The organism is Nocardia tengchongensis, from assembly GCF_054781395.1.
Genome location: NZ_BAAGUM010000004.1, coordinates 656,046 through 671,504 on the forward strand (window position 1 = coordinate 656,046; position 15,459 = coordinate 671,504).

At 69.1% G+C, this 15,459-nt stretch carries 12 protein-coding genes; 8 read left to right on the forward strand and 4 right to left on the reverse strand.

Annotated elements, in window-relative coordinates; translation table 11 throughout:
* The first annotated feature begins 44 nt into the window (after positions 1 to 44).
* From ACYVKL_RS08290 to glxA, 5 genes are all read left to right on the forward strand, one after another.
* Positions 45 to 1,430 (forward strand): allophanate hydrolase, encoded by a 1,386-nt coding sequence (locus ACYVKL_RS08290; RefSeq protein ID WP_379169664.1) that lies wholly within the window; start codon positions 45 to 47, stop codon positions 1,428 to 1,430.
* Entirely contained in the window at positions 1,427 to 2,125 is a 699-nt protein-coding gene (locus ACYVKL_RS08295; protein ID WP_379169665.1) for a cysteine hydrolase family protein, read from the forward strand. The genes ACYVKL_RS08290 and ACYVKL_RS08295 overlap by 4 nt, the downstream gene beginning before the upstream one ends.
* 12 nt (positions 2,126 to 2,137) lie before the next feature.
* A complete protein-coding gene (locus tag ACYVKL_RS08300; protein WP_379169667.1) occupies positions 2,138 to 3,745 on the forward strand; it encodes a regulator in 1,608 nt (535 codons plus the stop codon).
* A gap of 227 nt (positions 3,746 to 3,972) precedes the next feature.
* Positions 3,973 to 5,829, forward strand: a complete 1,857-nt coding sequence (locus tag ACYVKL_RS08305; protein ID WP_379169669.1) for a glycosyltransferase family 2 protein — start codon at positions 3,973 to 3,975, stop codon at positions 5,827 to 5,829.
* Positions 5,823 to 7,781 (forward strand): radical copper oxidase GlxA, encoded by a 1,959-nt coding sequence (gene glxA / locus ACYVKL_RS08310; protein WP_379169671.1) that lies wholly within the window; start codon positions 5,823 to 5,825, stop codon positions 7,779 to 7,781. The genes ACYVKL_RS08305 and glxA overlap by 7 nt, the downstream gene beginning before the upstream one ends.
* Positions 7,782 to 7,788: 7 nt before the next feature.
* Here glxA and ACYVKL_RS08315 read toward each other — a convergent pair whose 3' ends face one another.
* Both ACYVKL_RS08315 and ACYVKL_RS08320 read right to left on the reverse strand, forming a co-directional pair.
* The gene (locus tag ACYVKL_RS08315; protein WP_379169673.1) at positions 7,789 to 8,808 is read right to left on the reverse strand and encodes a glycoside hydrolase family 6 protein; all 1,020 of its coding nucleotides are present in this window, start codon (positions 8,806 to 8,808) and stop codon (positions 7,789 to 7,791) included.
* A 118-nt stretch (positions 8,809 to 8,926) separates the two neighbouring features.
* Positions 8,927 to 9,625, reverse strand: a complete 699-nt coding sequence (locus ACYVKL_RS08320) for a TioE family transcriptional regulator (protein WP_379169675.1) — start codon at positions 9,623 to 9,625, stop codon at positions 8,927 to 8,929.
* 108 nt (positions 9,626 to 9,733) lie between these two features.
* On the opposite strand from ACYVKL_RS08320, the gene ACYVKL_RS08325 reads away from it, so the two are divergent.
* The gene (locus tag ACYVKL_RS08325; protein ID WP_379169677.1) at positions 9,734 to 10,948 is read left to right on the forward strand and encodes an erythromycin esterase family protein; all 1,215 of its coding nucleotides are present in this window, start codon (positions 9,734 to 9,736) and stop codon (positions 10,946 to 10,948) included.
* Between the two features lie 201 nt (positions 10,949 to 11,149).
* Positions 11,150 to 12,814 (forward strand): bifunctional 3'-5' exonuclease/DNA polymerase, encoded by a 1,665-nt coding sequence (locus ACYVKL_RS08330; protein ID WP_379169678.1) that lies wholly within the window; start codon positions 11,150 to 11,152, stop codon positions 12,812 to 12,814.
* A 10-nt stretch (positions 12,815 to 12,824) separates the two neighbouring features.
* On the opposite strand, the gene ACYVKL_RS08335 is transcribed toward ACYVKL_RS08330, so the two are convergent.
* Positions 12,825 to 13,649 (reverse strand): SDR family oxidoreductase, encoded by an 825-nt coding sequence (locus ACYVKL_RS08335; RefSeq protein WP_379169680.1) that lies wholly within the window; start codon positions 13,647 to 13,649, stop codon positions 12,825 to 12,827.
* A 150-nt stretch (positions 13,650 to 13,799) separates the two neighbouring features.
* Between ACYVKL_RS08335 and ACYVKL_RS08340 the strand changes: the two genes are divergently transcribed.
* Positions 13,800 to 14,732 (forward strand): alpha/beta fold hydrolase, encoded by a 933-nt coding sequence (locus ACYVKL_RS08340; protein ID WP_379169682.1) that lies wholly within the window; start codon positions 13,800 to 13,802, stop codon positions 14,730 to 14,732.
* Positions 14,733 to 14,741: 9 nt separating this feature from the next.
* Here the strand turns inward: ACYVKL_RS08340 and ACYVKL_RS08345 are convergent, their stop codons facing one another.
* Positions 14,742 to 15,368 carry a TetR/AcrR family transcriptional regulator gene (locus tag ACYVKL_RS08345; RefSeq protein ID WP_213556399.1) on the reverse strand — a complete coding sequence of 209 codons (627 nt, stop codon included), beginning with the start codon at positions 15,366 to 15,368 and terminating at the stop codon, positions 14,742 to 14,744.
* Positions 15,369 to 15,459 lie beyond the last annotated feature (91 nt).

Below are 15,459 nucleotides of genomic sequence, written 5' to 3' on the forward strand. Positions count from 1 at the left end.
ATTGCGACACCGCTGATTTCACACATGCTGCCGACAATCGACGGATGCGCAGCCCCGGTCCCACGGTCACGGAGATTCTGGCTTCCCACGAGAGCGGCAGCGGCTCACCCACGCGGACCGCCGCCCGGGTCGCCGACGCCATCGCCGCCCGCGGCGCGGACGGCACCTGGATCACGCCGGTGCCGCGCGAGCAGCTGCTGGCGGCCGCGGCGGAGATCGAGCGGCGTCCCGGGGCGCGCACGCTGCCGCTGTACGGCGTGCCGTTCGGGGTGAAGGATTCCATCGATGTCGCGGGGTGGCCCACCACGCTGGCCTGTCCCGACTTCGCCTACACCGCCACCGAAACCGCGCCCGCCGTCGAGCGACTACTGGACGCGGGTGCGTTGTTCGTCGGCAAGACGAACCTCGATCAGTTCGCCACCGGGCTCAACGGCACGCGCACGCCCCACCCGATTCCGCGCAGCGTCTTCGGCGGCGAATTGATCTGTGGCGGATCCAGTTCCGGCTCGGCGCGCGCGGTGGCGCTGGGCCAGGTGCCGTTCTGCGTGGCGACCGATACGGCCGGTTCGGGCCGGGTTCCGGCCGCGCTCAACGGGATTCTCGGCTGGAAGCCGTCGCGCGGGCTGATCAGCGCGGTCGGACTGGTCCCGGCGTGCAAGTCGCTGGATTGCATGACGTTGATGGCGTCCACGGTGGAGGACCTGGACCGGGTATTCGACGTGATCGCGGGCGTGGACCCCGACGATCCGTGGAGCCGGGCGCGCGGACCGCGCCACGCCGGCGGAGCGCTGCGGGTGGGGCTGCCCGATGCCGCGGAACTGGACTTCTTCGGCGACGACGCCTTCCGGGCCACGCACCTCGCCGCACGGGATCGGCTGGGGCGGATCGGATTCGACTGCGTGCCGACCACCCTGGAGCCGTTCCTGGCGGCCGGCGAGCTGCTCTATCAGGGACCCTGGGTGGCCGAGCGGCTGGTCGAGTTCGAGACCTTCCTGACCGCGCAGCCCGATTCGATCCTGCCGGTGATTCGCGAGATCCTCACCGGGGGCCTGCGATTCAGCGCGGTCGACGTGTTCCGCGCCCAGCACCGGCTGCAGGAGCTACGGGCCACGGTGGCCCGCATGTGGGCCGACCTGGACGTGATCGTGGTGCCCACCATCGGCACCACTTTCACCGTGGCACAGGTGCTGGCCGATCCCATCGCCACCAACACCACGCTGGGCCATTACACGCACTTCGGGAACCTGCTGGACCTCACGGCGGTGTCGGTGCCAGTGGGCACGACCGCGGACGGGCGGCCCGCGGCGGTCATGGTGTTCGGTCCGGCCCTGTCCGACGACACCGTGCTCGCGGCGGCCGCGCGCATCCTCGACGAACCGCGCCCGGCCGCGGCGGCGGAACTCCGGCTCGCACAGAGAGAACGACAATGACGGCAGCTCACCATATTCCGGCGCAGCCTTCGGACTTCCGGTTCGACCCGGGCACACTCGCGCTGCTCGTCATCGACATGCAACGCGACTTCCTGCTACCTGGTGGTTTCGGCGAGAGCCTCGGCAACGACGTGGCCTTGCTGCGCACCGTCATCGAGCCGCTGGCGGCACTGCTGGACACCGCCCGCGCCGCCGGGATTCCGGTCATCCACACCCGCGAGGGCCACCTGCCCGATCTCTCGGACTGCCCACCGGCGAAGCTGTTGCGGGGCAGCCCATCCCAGCGGATCGGTGATCCCGGCCGGTTCGGCCGGATCCTGATCCGCGGTGAGTACGGCCACGACATCATCGACGAGCTCGCACCCCGCGCCGATGAGGTGGTGATCGACAAGCCGGGCAAAGGCGCGTTCTTTGCCACCGAACTGGCGGAGGTGCTGGCCGACAGCAGAATCCGGACCCTGCTGGTCACCGGGGTCACCACCGAGGTCTGTGTGCACACCACGGTGCGCGAGGCCAATGACCGCGGCTACGACTGCCTGGTCGTCTCCGATTGCGTCGGTTCGTATTTCCCGGAGTTCCAGCGCGTCGGCCTGGCCATGATCGCCGCCCAGGGCGGCATCTTCGGCTGGGTCGCCGATTCGGCCGCGGTGCGCGCCGCGCTCGACTCCACCGTCTCCCCCACCCCGGCCCAGTGAACAGGAACACCCATGTCCGTCGAGACCCGACTGCCCGGTGACACCGGCGCCACCGCACCGTTCGCGCTGCCGTGGTGGACCCGCGGCGACACCAATGCCTTCTTCGGCCTGTCGTTCAACATCCTCGTCAATGTCTTGACCCTGACCACCTTGTCGGTCGCGGTGGTGAAGATTCCCAGCGCCGATGTACTGGGCACGGTCCTGCCCGCGCTGGGCATCGCCTTGGTGCTGGGCAACCTCTACTACATGACGCTGGCGCGCCGGCTGGCCCGCAGGGAAGGGCGCGCCACGGTCACGGCGTTGCCGTACGGACCCAGCGTGCCGCACATGTTCATCGTGGTGTTCGTGGTCATGCTGCCGATCTATTTGAAGACCGGTGACCCGATGCGGGCGTGGTCGGCGGGATTGGCCTGGGCGTTCATGATCGGCGTGATCGTCATGATCGGCGCGTTCGTCGGCCCGTTCATCCGTCGCATCACACCGCGCGCGGCCATGCTCGGCACCCTGGCCGGTATCTCCATCACCTTCATCGCCATGCGGCCCGCCGCGCAGATGTGGGAGGCCGCCTGGATCGGATTACCCGTGCTGGCCATCATTCTCATCGGGTTCTTCACCGATGTGCGGCTGCCCGGCAATGTGCCGATCGGACTGGTGGCATTGCTGACGGGCACGGCCATCGGCTGGATCGGCGGCTACATGTCGGCCCCGGACGTGTCGAAGGCCGCGCACGATATCGCGCTCGGACTGCCGGATCTGCGGCTGCACCTGCTCTTCGACGGACTCGGTCATCTGGCGCCGCTGCTGGCCACCGCGATCCCGCTGGGCGTCTACAACTTCACCGAGGCGATGAGCAATGTGGAGAGCGCCGCGGCCGCCGGCGACAACTACAACCTGCGCAGCGTGCTGCTGGCAGACGGGTTCGGGGCGATCATCGGATCCGGGTTCGGGTCGCCGTTCCCGCCCGCGGTGTACATCGGCCACCCCGGCTGGAAGGACGCCGGCGGCCGCACCGGGTACTCGCTGGCCAGTGGCGCGATCATCGGATTGATGTGCCTGCTGGGTCTTTTCGGGCTGCTGGCCACCGTGCTGCCGATTCCGGCGATCGTGCCGATCCTGCTCTACATCGGCTTGCTGATCGGGGCGCAGGCGTTCCAGGCGGTACCGCGGCCGCACGCGGTGGCGGTGGTGGCCGCGCTGCTGCCGAACCTGGCCGAGTGGGGCGTGGGGCAGATCGACAATGCGCTCAGCGCGGCGGGCACCACCGCCGACAAGGTCGGCATGGGCGCGCTGGGGCAGGCCGGGGTGGTCTACGACGGGCTGAAGACGCTCGGCGCGGGTGCGGTGCTGGCCGGGCTGGTGCTGGGCACCATGGTCACCTTCGTGCTGGACAAGCGTTTTCGGGCGGCGGCGCTCGCGTCGGCGGCCGGTGCGGCGCTCAGTTTCGTCGGGTTGATCCACGCCGCCGAGGTGGGCTGGGCGGCCGCGCCGAAGGTCGCGCTCGGCTATCTGTTCTTCGGGGTGGTGTGCGTGGCGTGTTCGCTGTTGCGTACCCAGCGCGGCACGCCGGATCCCGCACCCGCCGAATCGGTTTCGGAGCAGCCTGGAACGACCGGTTCGTAGGTATCGGGTGGTGAAACACAACGGGCCCCGGTGCCGAATACCCATCGTGTGGACCGGGGCAGGAGACGGCCACACGGCAAGGCGTTCGATAGCACTGGAAACCTTTGTGGCCCAAGCTGATCGATCCGCGCACGGCGTCGCGCTCTGCTAATCTCTGGCGTGAGCGTTCGGTGTTGAACGGAAGTTCATGAGGGGCCCGCTTCAGCTTGGGGGATAACTTGCTGTCCGTGGTTTTTCCGGGGGTGTACGGCGCGCGCCGTACCACGGCGCACGATACCGAAAGCTCTTACACCGCACAGTCTTCGATCGATGCCCGACTCGAGAAGGCCACCGTCAGCGGAGACCTGCTCGACGGGGTCGGCGATACCGTGACCTTCCGCCCCCTGGAGAGCGGGCGGCGGCGGATGTCAACCATCGCGCTGTCGCTGGTGTCGACCGGCCTGGGCGGGGGCTATGTGCTCTGGCTGGTCGACAACGGACTGGGCGCGCGGGAGAAGTACGAGCAGTTCGGAGCGATCGCCATCATCATGGTGACGCTGGTGGTCACGGTCGAGGTGATCCGCTTCGCGCTGGTGATGGCCATGTCGCTGACCACGGCGCTGGCGCGCAAGCCGATTCCGCTGCACGCCCGGCCGGGCATGAACGTCGCCTTGCTGATCACCTTCGTGCCCAAGAGCGAGGACGTCGCCGTCCTGGAGCGAACCTTGGTGGCGGCCACCGGGATCCGGCATCGCGGCCCCGGCGTGTTCGACGTGTACGTCCTCGACGAGGGTGATCCGGAGCAGCCGGACCGGGTCCGCAAACTGGCCGCCACGGTGGATGCCCGGTCCGGCAATCGGGTGCGCTATCTGAGCCGCGGCGGCCGGCCCGAATACCACCAGAAGAAAGGGCCTTTCGAGACCCGCACCAAGTTCGGCAATATCAACGCCGGCCTCGACATGATCCGCGCGGACCCCGATCTCCCCCGCTACGACGTGGTCATGGGCATCGATCCCGACCACGAGCCGATGGCCGAGTTCGGGGAGCGGATGCTGGGCTACTTCAACGATCCCGACGTCGCGTACGTGGCGGGCCCGCAGGCCTACGCCAATGCCGTCGACAATGTGGTGGCGAAGCTGGCCGAGAGCCAGCAGTTCGTATTCCACAGCCTGATCCAGACTGCCGCCAACGCACACGGCGCGCCGATGCTGGTGGGCACCAGTTACGCGCTGCGAATGGGTGTACTGACAGATATCGGCGGCATCCAGCCCTCCATCACCGAGGACATGGCGACCAGTTTCGCAATTCTGCCGCAACGCAATCCGGCGACCGGGCGCAGCTGGAAGGGCGTGTACACCCCGGATCTGCTGGCCCATGGCGAGGGCCCGGCGTCCTGGGGCGACTTCTACAAGCAGCAGAATCGCTGGGCGCGGGGGGCCATCGAGCACATGCTGTTCGGTCCGTTCTGGCGGCAGCTGCTGGGCATGTGGCGGACCCCGGCACGGATCGTGCACTACCTGCTGCTGATGGCCTTCTACCCGGTGATGGGGGCGGTGTGGCTGCTGGGCGCGGCCAATGTGGCGGTGTTCGCCTGGTTCGGGGTGAGCGGCGCGGTGGTGTCGCCCGACAGCTGGTTCCTGTTCTACGGGTGGTCCTCGGTGAGCCAGATGGCGTTGTACACCTGGGTGCGGCGGCACAATGTCAGTCCCTACGAGACGACCAACTCCTGGGGCGTCTACGGCATGTTCATGAGTGTGGTCACCGCGCCGGTGTACGCCAACGCGCTGATCAAATGCCTGCTTCGGCGGCCCGTCGGTTTCGATGTGACGCCGAAGGGGTCCAAGAGCCGCGGCGACAGCTGGTTCACCTTCCGGCTCAATCTGATGTGGCTGGTCTTCTACATCGGGGTCGGCGCGCTCACCACGGCGCGCGGGTACGCGGCGCCGGCGACCCTGGCGTGGCCGGTGTTCGGTGCGCTGATCTCGGCCGCGCCCATGCTGGTGTGGCGGTTGAATCCGATCTGGATGGCCTGGTCCGCGCGCCGGAAACCGGTGCGGTCCACCGTGGTCGAGGTGATCGAGCGGGCGGAGGAGCGGGCGTGCTGAAGAAGACGCCGACCCGGTTCGTGCGCTGGGTGGTGACGGTGGTGGTGGTCGGCACGCTCGCCATCGCGACCACCGCCACGGTGGCGGCCCTCTATCACCGCTTCCAGCACAATCGGCTGATCAATTCCGACACCTACAAGGCGCAGTACGGCAAGTGGGAGGTCGTGTCGCTGCCGAAGGACATCGACGCCAACATCATTCACTCGATCGTATTGCCGACGGGCAAAGTGCTGCTCATCGCGGGCAGCGGCAACGACCACCACAATTCCGACAAGGCCGTCTACAACTCGCTGATCTTCGACCCGGAGACCCGCACCGCCAAACGCATCGACACCCCCGTCGATCTGTTCTGCTCCGATCACGCCTATCTGGCCGACGGCACCGTACTGATCGCGGGCGGGACCGGCAGTTACGAGGTGCTGCCGGACAATCTCACCCACGCGGGCGGCTATCTGACGATCCGCAACGAGGACCCCGACCATCCCGGCTTCGTGCCCAAAGGAACGACGTTCACGGGCAAGGACAGTGGCAAGGTGTATCGCTCCGACCGCGACATCACCGTGCCCGCCGCCGTCAAGGATCCGGTCACCTACAAGGTGTCGGCCACCGACCGCAATGTGTACGTCGCCGCCGAGGCCACCGGGTCCGACGGCGTGTGGGATCGCAACGACCACTACCTGATCGGCGGGCTCAGCTTCGCCCAGCAGCAGAACCTGTATGGCTTCGCGCCGGAGATGGCGTTGAAGAAGAAGGAATATCAGGGCATCGACGCGGCCTACACGTTCAACCCGTGGACCGAAACCTATACGGCCGTCGGGAGTATGGGCTACGCCCGCTGGTATCCGACGCTGACCCGGCTGCCGGACGGCAAGGTGATGGTGCTGTCCGGGCTCGACGGTGCGGGCCGGATCCTGGACGGGCAGACCGAGATCTACGATCCCGCGACCGGCGCCTGGACCGAGCGCGACGACCTGCGCCGCATCTTCCCCACCTATCCGGCCGTCTTCCAGACCGCCACACCCGGCCGGTTGTTCTTCAGCGGGCCCAGCACCGGCTGGGGTCCGGCCGAGGAGCACCGCGATCCGGGAATCTGGAATCTCACCGACAATTCGTTCCAGCTGGTGCCGGGCCTGCGCGATCCGAACATGCTCGAGACCGGCTCCTCGACCTGGCTGGGCCCGGTGCAGGAGCAGCGGCTGCTGGTGGTCGGCGGGGGCGGTGTCGGTGATTCGGAGCTGTCGACCGGGCGCATCGACCTCGTCGATCTGAAGGCCGCGCAGCCGGTGTTCACGCCGCTGGCGATGTTGCCGAAGGGCACCCGCTATCCGAATCTGGTGCCGCTGCCGAGCGGGGACGTGTTCATCACCAACGGGGCCAATGACTATCGCGGCCGCGGCGACAGCAATATCCTGGCCGCCTACGTGCTCGATCAGCAGGGTGCGCTGCACCCGATGGCCGATCCGACCGTGGGCCGCGACTATCACTCGACCGCGGTGCTGCTGCCGTCCGGCCAGATCATGACCGACGGGTCGAACCCGCTGTTCGCGGACAAGAAGAACACCTTGCCGGGCAAGTTCGAGCGGCGCATCGAAATCTATACGCCGCCTTACCTGTTCAAGCCGGACGGCTCCACGATGGCCCGGCCGGTGGTCACCGGCGGGCCCGACCAGATCCGGCGCGGCGACACCGTCACCTACACCGTCGGCACCAGCATGGCCGCGTTTCCGGACGCGGCGGAGGTGAAGTCGGTGCGGCTGCTCACCCCGGCGGCGGTCACCCATGTCACCGACACCAATGCGCGGGTGGTGGATCTGCCGATGACGCGTACGGATTCCGGTGTGTCGGTGACGGTTCCGGACAATCCGGCCATCGCACCGTCGGGGTATTACATGCTGTTCGCGGTGAACTCCGCCGGTGTGCCCAGCGTCGCGAAGTGGGTGCACCTGGGCTGAGCGGCGGTCAGGACAGCTGATCGAGCAGCAGCTGCCGGTCGAACTCACCGGCCGGTTCGGCGCTGGTACCGCAGCGGCCGTCGGACTGCCCCGGGGTCTTGATGAAGGCGTGCTCGACCATGATGTCGCGGTCGAAGCGCGTGCTGGGCAGCGTCCCGACCCTCTGGCCCTGGGGATTACACCAGTCGAGCAGGTCGGCGGTATTGGGTGCGCCGTTCACCGAACTGTCGATCATGACGAACAGCTGGTGGCCGTACGCCTGCTCGATCCGGGTGGCATAGGACCGGATCTCGTCGTCGGGCCGCCGGTTGGCGACGTTCAACGAGATTCCGGCGACCGGCTTGCCCGGGCTGACGGTGCGCAGCATGTCCGCGACCCGCGCGGGATCGACCCACGTGCTGTTGCCGACGTCGAGATACACCGCGGTCTGCGGATTGTTCTGCAGCAGTCGCGCATACGCGAAGCCGAGCAGCGACAGCCGAGCGGCCCGATCGGCGTCGCTCATCTCGGTGGCGTGCGCGAGCGCGTCCGGTTCCAGGACGACGATCGCCGGGCTACCGCCGATCTCGTCGCTGACGCCCGCGATCCACTGCCGGTAGGCGTCCCCGCCCGCCTGTCCCCCGCCGGATTCGCCGTGCAGGTCCCGGCCCGGAATGCCGTAGGCGACGAACATCGGAATCGAGCCGGCGGCCTGCGCCCGCGCGATGTCCTGGCGGACGGTCCCCGCGGTGATGTCCAGATCGCGGGGTAACCACTCGGCCACCGGGGTGCGAATCAGCCGTTCGAGATTCGCGCGGACGCGCGGATCGGTCACGCTCGGCAGGGTGGCGCGCAGGTCCGCGTAGTACTTGTCGCTGGAGGCCAGCAGGTATTCGCCGCTGGCGGGCGCGTTTCGCTCGGGCCGCTCCACCGGCGCGACCGCGCCGCGCCCGCATCCGGACAGGGTCAGGCCCACCACCGCCGCGCACACCGTCCCCACCCGGAGGACTCGTGACCGATCCCACCCCGACCGTCCTCGACGTCGCATGCGAACAGTATGCCGTCCACTCTCCGCGAGGAGAACCCGGCAGCCGCGGCGAGTCCGATCCGGCTGTCGCGCAACCTTTTCCGGATGTACACCCTGTTCCGCGATGCGGTGCGCGACATTATCGTGGCGGCTCGCAGATGGTGAGGTAGTGGTCCAGTTGCGCCGCGCCCGCGAGCAGGGCGCGGCTGCGGGTGGTCAGACGGTCCTGCCAGGCGTCGAGGAAGGCGGCCAGCGGTTCGGCTCCGCCCGCTTCGTGCAGGGCGAGGAGGAACTTCGCAACCTGGGGCAGCGGGTATCCGCCGCGGCGCAGTTGCCGGGCGATCTCGGCGTCGCGCACGGTATCCGGTCCGTACTGCCGGTAGCCGGTGGCGCGGTCGCGGCCGGGGCGCAGGATGCCTTCGGTCTCCCAGGTGCGCAGGGTGGCGGGGTGCACGCCGAGGCGGTGCGCGAGTTCGCCGACCGTCAGCGGACGATCGGGAACCGGGGTGGCGTCGACGACGGAGAGGCTGCCCAGGGCGGTCGCCACGTCGGTGCGGGTGGCGCGTTCGGCTTGCAGCGCAGCGTGGGTGGCGTCGATGAGGCGGTAGGCGGATTCGATGTCGCCGCGATGGGTGGCGCGCATGATCTCGGTGGCCCGCTCGTGGCCGTGGCCGCCGCGCAGAGCGAGGAAGGCGCGCAGGGCTTGGGCGTGCAGGGGTGTGTAGCGGCGGTAGCCGGTGTCGCTGCGGTCGGCCGGCGGGAGAATGCCGGCGGCGTCGTAATTGCGGATCGCCTGCGCCGACAAGCCGTGCTCCCGGGCGAGGTCGATCGGTCGCAAATCGCCTCCATTTGAGGGTTATGGCCAATTGAACTGGTGAAATCCGAGAAAAGATTCACACGAACCTTCAACGATACTGTCGAAGGCAGTCCTTCGGAAAGGGGTGCCATGACCATCGCCACTGCCACCGCACTGCGCGCGATCAGCCGCCGGATCGACGACCCGACCAGCACGGGACGCGTCCTGGACGAGCTGCTCGCCGCGCGCACCACACCGCCCGCCCTGCTCGCACTCGGCGAGCCGACGCATGGGATCGCCGCGTTTCCCTTGCTGCGCAACGACATCCTCGCCCAACTGGTCGAGCTCGGATACCGGTCGATCGCGCTGGAGGTCGACTTCTTCGCCGCGAGCGTGGCCGACGACTATGTGAACGGATCGGCGACGGATCTCGACACCGTCCTCGCCACCGGGCTCAGCCATGGTTTCGGGGGCATACCCGGCAATCGTGAACTCCTCGAATGGCTGCGCGAATACAACGCCGGCCGTGCACCGGCGGACCGCGTGCGCTTCTACGGATTCGATGCGCCGGTGGAGTATTCGGGTGCGCCCAGCCCCCGCCACGCCCTGTCCTCGCTGGCCGACTTCCTGCCCGAGGCCCTGCTGCCCGCATCGGTGCACGACCTGGACGGGCTGCTGGGCGAGGATGCCGACTGGACGAACGAGGCGGCCATGTTCGATCCGTCCGCCTCGATCGGCGACTCCGATCGCGCCCGCACGCTGCGCCTGATCGCCGGGGACCTCGCCGATGCGCTGCATCGCGCGGCACCGGCGCTGCGCGCGGCCGATCCGAGCGGCTACGCGGAGGCCGTCACCCACGCACGCACCGCCCGAGGGCTGCTGCGCTATCACGCCGCCATGGCCTCCCCCGGTCCCGACCGCATGGGCGACCTGAGCAGTGCACGCGCCGACATGATGGCGCAGCACCTCCTCGCGATCGCCGCCCAGGAGCAGGACCGCGGGCCGACTCTCGTCTTCGCGCACAACGCGCACCTCAACCCCCGGGTGGCGGTCGACCCGGAGGAGCCGGGGTGGAGCAATGCCGGTGCACTCGTCGCCTTCTCCCTCGGCGAGCGCTACCTGTTCGTGGCATCCGACGCGAGCCCGCGCAGCACCCCCGGCACCCTGCAGGGCCTGCTGTCCGAGGCGACCACCGGCCGGGCCCTGTTCCCCGCGGACGCCCTGCGCGCCGCGCTGCCCACCACGATCGGTGCGTCCGAACCGATTGTGCGCGGCCATTTCCCGCTCTCCCGCGCCGACCTGGACGGCGCCGACGCGGTCATCTTCATCGCCGACACGGACGGCGTGCAGCATCAGTATTGGTAGCGGTCCGCACGATCAGGGCTCGCCGGCCGCTCTCGGCGGCCCACACCCGGCCGCATCGGACTCAATACCCGCGATCGGGGCGCTACGGTCGCCCACACCGGCGGCGAGCAGGATCGGTCCCCGGTGGCCGCCCGGCGGCGAGGACACCCCGTCCCGGTCGGCTGCACGGAATTGTCTGTGCCCACTGACAGACTCGCTGGTATGCGGTGGGCGGTGGCGGAGACTGGTGACGGCGGGGCACGGTTGTGCCCGCTGGACGAGGGTGGCCGGGCCGCGGGGCCGGTGGTGGAGGAGGCCTCGCTGGCGGAGGCGGTGCGGGCGCGGCCGGAGGTCGAGCGATGGGTGTGGCGGTCGACGGCCGGCATCTACAAGCGGTTGCTCGATGCGGGTGTGCGCGTGGACCGCTGCTATGACGTGGAGGCGGCGGAGTCGCTGCTGATCGGGCACGAGCAGGGGCAGTCCGGGCAGGCCCGGTCCCTGGCCGCGGCGTGGGCGCGGCTGCGCGGGCTGCCGGTGCCGCAGGACGCGCCGGCGCGGGCCGCCGACACCGAGCCGACCCTGTTCGAATCGGGTCCGGTGCCGCTGCCCAACGGAATCGACGAGTTCACGGCGCTGCTCGAGGTGTACGCGGGGCAGGTGGCGCGCACGGCGGCGGCCGAGTATCCGGCGCGGATGCGGATGCTGCTCGCGGGTGAGTCGGCGGGGCTGCTGGTGGCCACCGAGATGTCGCGCGCGGGGATTCCGTGGCGCGCCGACCTGCATCGCGAATTGCTCGATTCGATGCTGGGCGAACGGATCTCGAGTGAATCGGAGCCGCGGCGACTGGCGGAGCTGGCCGACGAGGTGTCGCGGGCCTTCGGCACGGGAACCCGCGTGCGGCCGGATCTGCCGCAGGACATCATCCGCGCGTTCGCGCGCGCCGGAATCCTGTTGTCCTCCACCCGGAAATGGGAGTTGCAGGAGATCGACCATCCGGCGGTGGCGCCGCTGCTGGCCTACAAATCGCTCTACCGGCTCTACACCGCGCACGGCTGGTCCTGGATCGACCAGTGGGTGCGCGACGGGCGTTTCCGGCCCGAGTATCTGCCCGGCGGCACGGTGACGGGCCGCTGGACCACCAATGGTGGTGGCGCGCTGCAGATTCCGAAGATCGTGCGCCGGGCGATCCGCGCGGACCCCGGGTGGCGGCTGGTGGTCGCCGACGCCGACCAGATGGAGCCGCGGGTGCTCGCGGCGATCTCGCGCGACCCGGGATTGATGGAAGTGGCGGGCCGCGGCGAGGACCTGTACGCCGACCTGGCGGCCCGCGCCTTCGGCGGGGACCGGGCGCAGGCCAAGATCGCCATGCTGGGCGCGATCTACGGGCAGACCTCCGGGGACGCGCTCACCCACATGGCCGAACTGCGGCGGCGGTATCCGGCCGCGGTGGCCTTCGTCGACGACGCCGCCACCGCCGGCGAGCAGGGCCGCCTGGTCCGCACCTGGTTCGGCCGCACCTGCCCGCCCGCCGCGGACTTCGACCAGAACGACGATCCGGGCGGGTCACCAGGATTCGGCAGCACGCCGCGAGCGCGAGCCCGAGGCCGGTTCACCCGCAACTTCGTCGTACAGGGCAGTGCCGCCGACTGGACACTGCTGGTCCTCGCGGGGCTGCGCCAGGCCCTGCACACCGCCGGGCTGCGCGCGGAACTGGTGTTCTTCCAGCACGACGAGGTCATCGTGCACTGCCCCGAAGAGGAAGCCGAGACGGTCGCCGCGGCGATCGCCACGGCCGCCGACACCGCCGGGCGACTCGCGTTCGGGCCGACCCCGGTCCGCTTCCCCTTCACCACCGCGATCGTGGAGTGCTACGCGGACGCGAAATGAGCGGACCGGCTCAGTGACCGTCGGCGTTGTCCAACAGGCGGGCCTGGTAGTGCCGCATACCCGCCAGCCAGCGGTCGTAGTCCGCGCCCTTGCGGCGGTACATGTCGAGCACCTCGGGGTGCGGCAGGATCAGGAACCGCTCGTCGTCGATCGCGGCCATGACCAGCTCGGCGCACTCGTCCGGGGTCAGCACCGCGCCCGCGGTCGTAACCGCGCGGGTGGCGGCGACGCCGAGGGCGTCCCCGGAGTTCTCACCGGCGCGCAGCAGCGGGGTCTCCACGCCCATCGGGCACAGGCAGCTGACCCGGATGCCCGCGTCGCCGTAGGTGACCGACAGCCATTCGGCGAATCCGACGGCGGCGTGCTTGGTGACCGAGTACGCGGCCGAACCGATCTGGGTGAGCAGACCCGCCGCCGACGCCGTGCTGACGAAGTACCCTTCGCCGCGCTCGACCCAGCCGGGCACCAACAGCCGTGCCGCACGGATGTGCGCGTTGAGGTTCACGTCGAGCGTGACGCCCCAATCCTTCTCGTCGCCGAGCCCGACCGGCCCGATCACCCCGGCATTGGCGAAATACATGTCCACCGGCCCGAATTCGGCCTCGACGCGAGCGATCAACTCCTCGATGCGATCGGTGTCGGTCACATCCGCCCCGACCGCCACGGCCGCACCCGGTAACTCCGCGGCCAGCCCCGCCGCGACCGCCGCGGCGGCCTCGCCGTTCAGGTCCGCGACCAGCACCCGCGCCCCGGCCCGCACCAGCCGCGCGGCGATCGCGCCGCCGATCCCGCCGCCACCGCCGGTGACGATGGCGTTCCTACCCGCGACCTGCACGAGTTCTCCCTCCGGCCCGTGCCGGGCTCCGATCCGCGCCGTCTCGGGCTGGATCGGATGCGCCGGCTCATGGAATATGAAACCTACGTCGGATTCAAGTTGATGACATCTCCGGCGTCAACCGGCCCGGTCTCGAGAGGTGAAGAACCGATGCGGACAGCACATCTGGTGGACGAATGGCAGCGGCTGGGCAGCACGCAGGTCGCGACCAATGGGATCGAGCTGCGGGTGGTCGAGCACGGGGCGGGTGCGCCGGTGGTGTTCTGCCACGGCTTTCCGGAGCTCGGATTCTCGTGGCGGCATCAGGTTTTCGCGCTGGCCGAGGCGGGTTTCCGGACGCTGACGCCGGATATGCGCGGCTACGGCGGCAGCTCCCGCCCGGCCGAGGTCGAGGCCTACGACCTGCTCACGGTGTGCCGGGACCTGGTGGGACTGCTCGACGCCTACGAGCTGGAGGACGCGATCTTCGTCGGCCACGACTGGGGTGCGTCGGTGGTGTGGCATCTGGCCCGCGAGTATCCCGAGCGGGTGCGTGCGGTGGCGGGATTGAGCGTGCCCGCCACCCCGCGCTCGTCGGGGCCGCCGCTGCCGATCATGCGCAAACGGCTGGGTCCGGACTTCTACATGGTGTGGTTCCAGGAGCCCGGGGTCGCCGACGCCGTGCTGGCCGCCGATGTGCGGCGCGCGCTGTTGCGCGACGACATCGTCACGGCGGGCACCTTCATCGATACCACCACACCGGAACCACCGCTGCCCGACTGGCTCAGCGAGCCCGAATTCGATTATTACATAGAGACTTTCACACGCACCGGGTTCACCGGTGGCTTGAACTACTACCGCACCCTGGACCTCACCTGGGAGCTGACCGCCCATCTCGAGGGCGTGAAGATCGACTGTCCGTCGCTGTTCATCGCCGGATCCGCAGATCCCGTCATCCACTTCACGCCGATGCACAAGATGTCGGCGCTGCTCGGCGATCTGCGCGGCTCGATCATCCTCGAGGGCGCGGGCCACTGGATTCAGCAGCAGCGGCCCGAAGAGGTCAATGCCGCGCTGCTCGAGTTCGCGCGCGGCCTGGGCTGATCGGGTCGCTCACTCCGATTTCAGCTGGAGCGCGTTCACCCACAGCTGGGTCAGGGTCGTCACCAGTTTCTCGAACGGAATGCGTTGCTTCTGAACGAAAACCATCGACGCCATCCGGCTCACCATCGACGAGAGCGCGTGCGCGGTGATCATCGGATCCAGGTCGGCGCTGGCCTGCCCGGACTCCTGGAGTTCGCGGATCATCCGGGCATTGCGCTGCGCGAACGCCTTCCCGCGCTCCAGCCGCATCCGCCGGAAGTTCTCGTCGATCTGCGCGACCTGCTCGAACAAGGCCATCAACCGGGCATTGCGCTTGTAGGACAACAGGTAGTCCCGGTTGGCCGCCTCGATCAGTGCCCGCGGGTCGGTGATCCCGCTGCGCTCACGCACATGCGGATGCAGCATCTCCTCCGACACCTGCTCGACCAGCGCGGCGAAGATCTCTTCCTTGCTGTCGAAGTAGGTGTAGAACGACCCCGCCGCCATGCCCGCGGTCTTGGAGATGTCCGCGATCTTGGCGTCAAGGTATCCGTCCCGCTCGAACACCTCGCGCGCGGCCGCGATCAGCGCACCCCGGGTCCGCTGTCCACGCCGGGTCGGCGGCGCGGCCCGCCGCGACGCACTCTCGCCTGCCATAGATTCGGACGCCAAAACTGATCACTGCCTGTCGTTTCGCGGATGATTCTCCAGGCCGCAACCGTATCAATACGGGCGGCCCGGACAGCAA

Coding starts and splice junctions, on each gene's coding strand:
- ACYVKL_RS08290 (WP_379169664.1), top strand. CDS start 45: ATGCGCAGCCCCGGTCCCACGGTCACGGAGATTCTGGCTTCCCACGAG.
- ACYVKL_RS08295 (WP_379169665.1), top strand. CDS start 1,427: ATGACGGCAGCTCACCATATTCCGGCGCAGCCTTCGGACTTCCGGTTC.
- ACYVKL_RS08300 (WP_379169667.1), top strand. CDS start 2,138: ATGTCCGTCGAGACCCGACTGCCCGGTGACACCGGCGCCACCGCACCG.
- ACYVKL_RS08315 (WP_379169673.1), bottom strand. CDS start 8,808: ATGCGACGTCGAGGACGGTCGGGGTGGGATCGGTCACGAGTCCTCCGG.
- ACYVKL_RS08325 (WP_379169677.1), top strand. CDS start 9,734: ATGACCATCGCCACTGCCACCGCACTGCGCGCGATCAGCCGCCGGATC.
- ACYVKL_RS08330 (WP_379169678.1), top strand. CDS start 11,150: ATGCGGTGGGCGGTGGCGGAGACTGGTGACGGCGGGGCACGGTTGTGC.
- ACYVKL_RS08340 (WP_379169682.1), top strand. CDS start 13,800: ATGCGGACAGCACATCTGGTGGACGAATGGCAGCGGCTGGGCAGCACG.
- ACYVKL_RS08345 (WP_213556399.1), bottom strand. CDS start 15,368: ATGGCAGGCGAGAGTGCGTCGCGGCGGGCCGCGCCGCCGACCCGGCGT.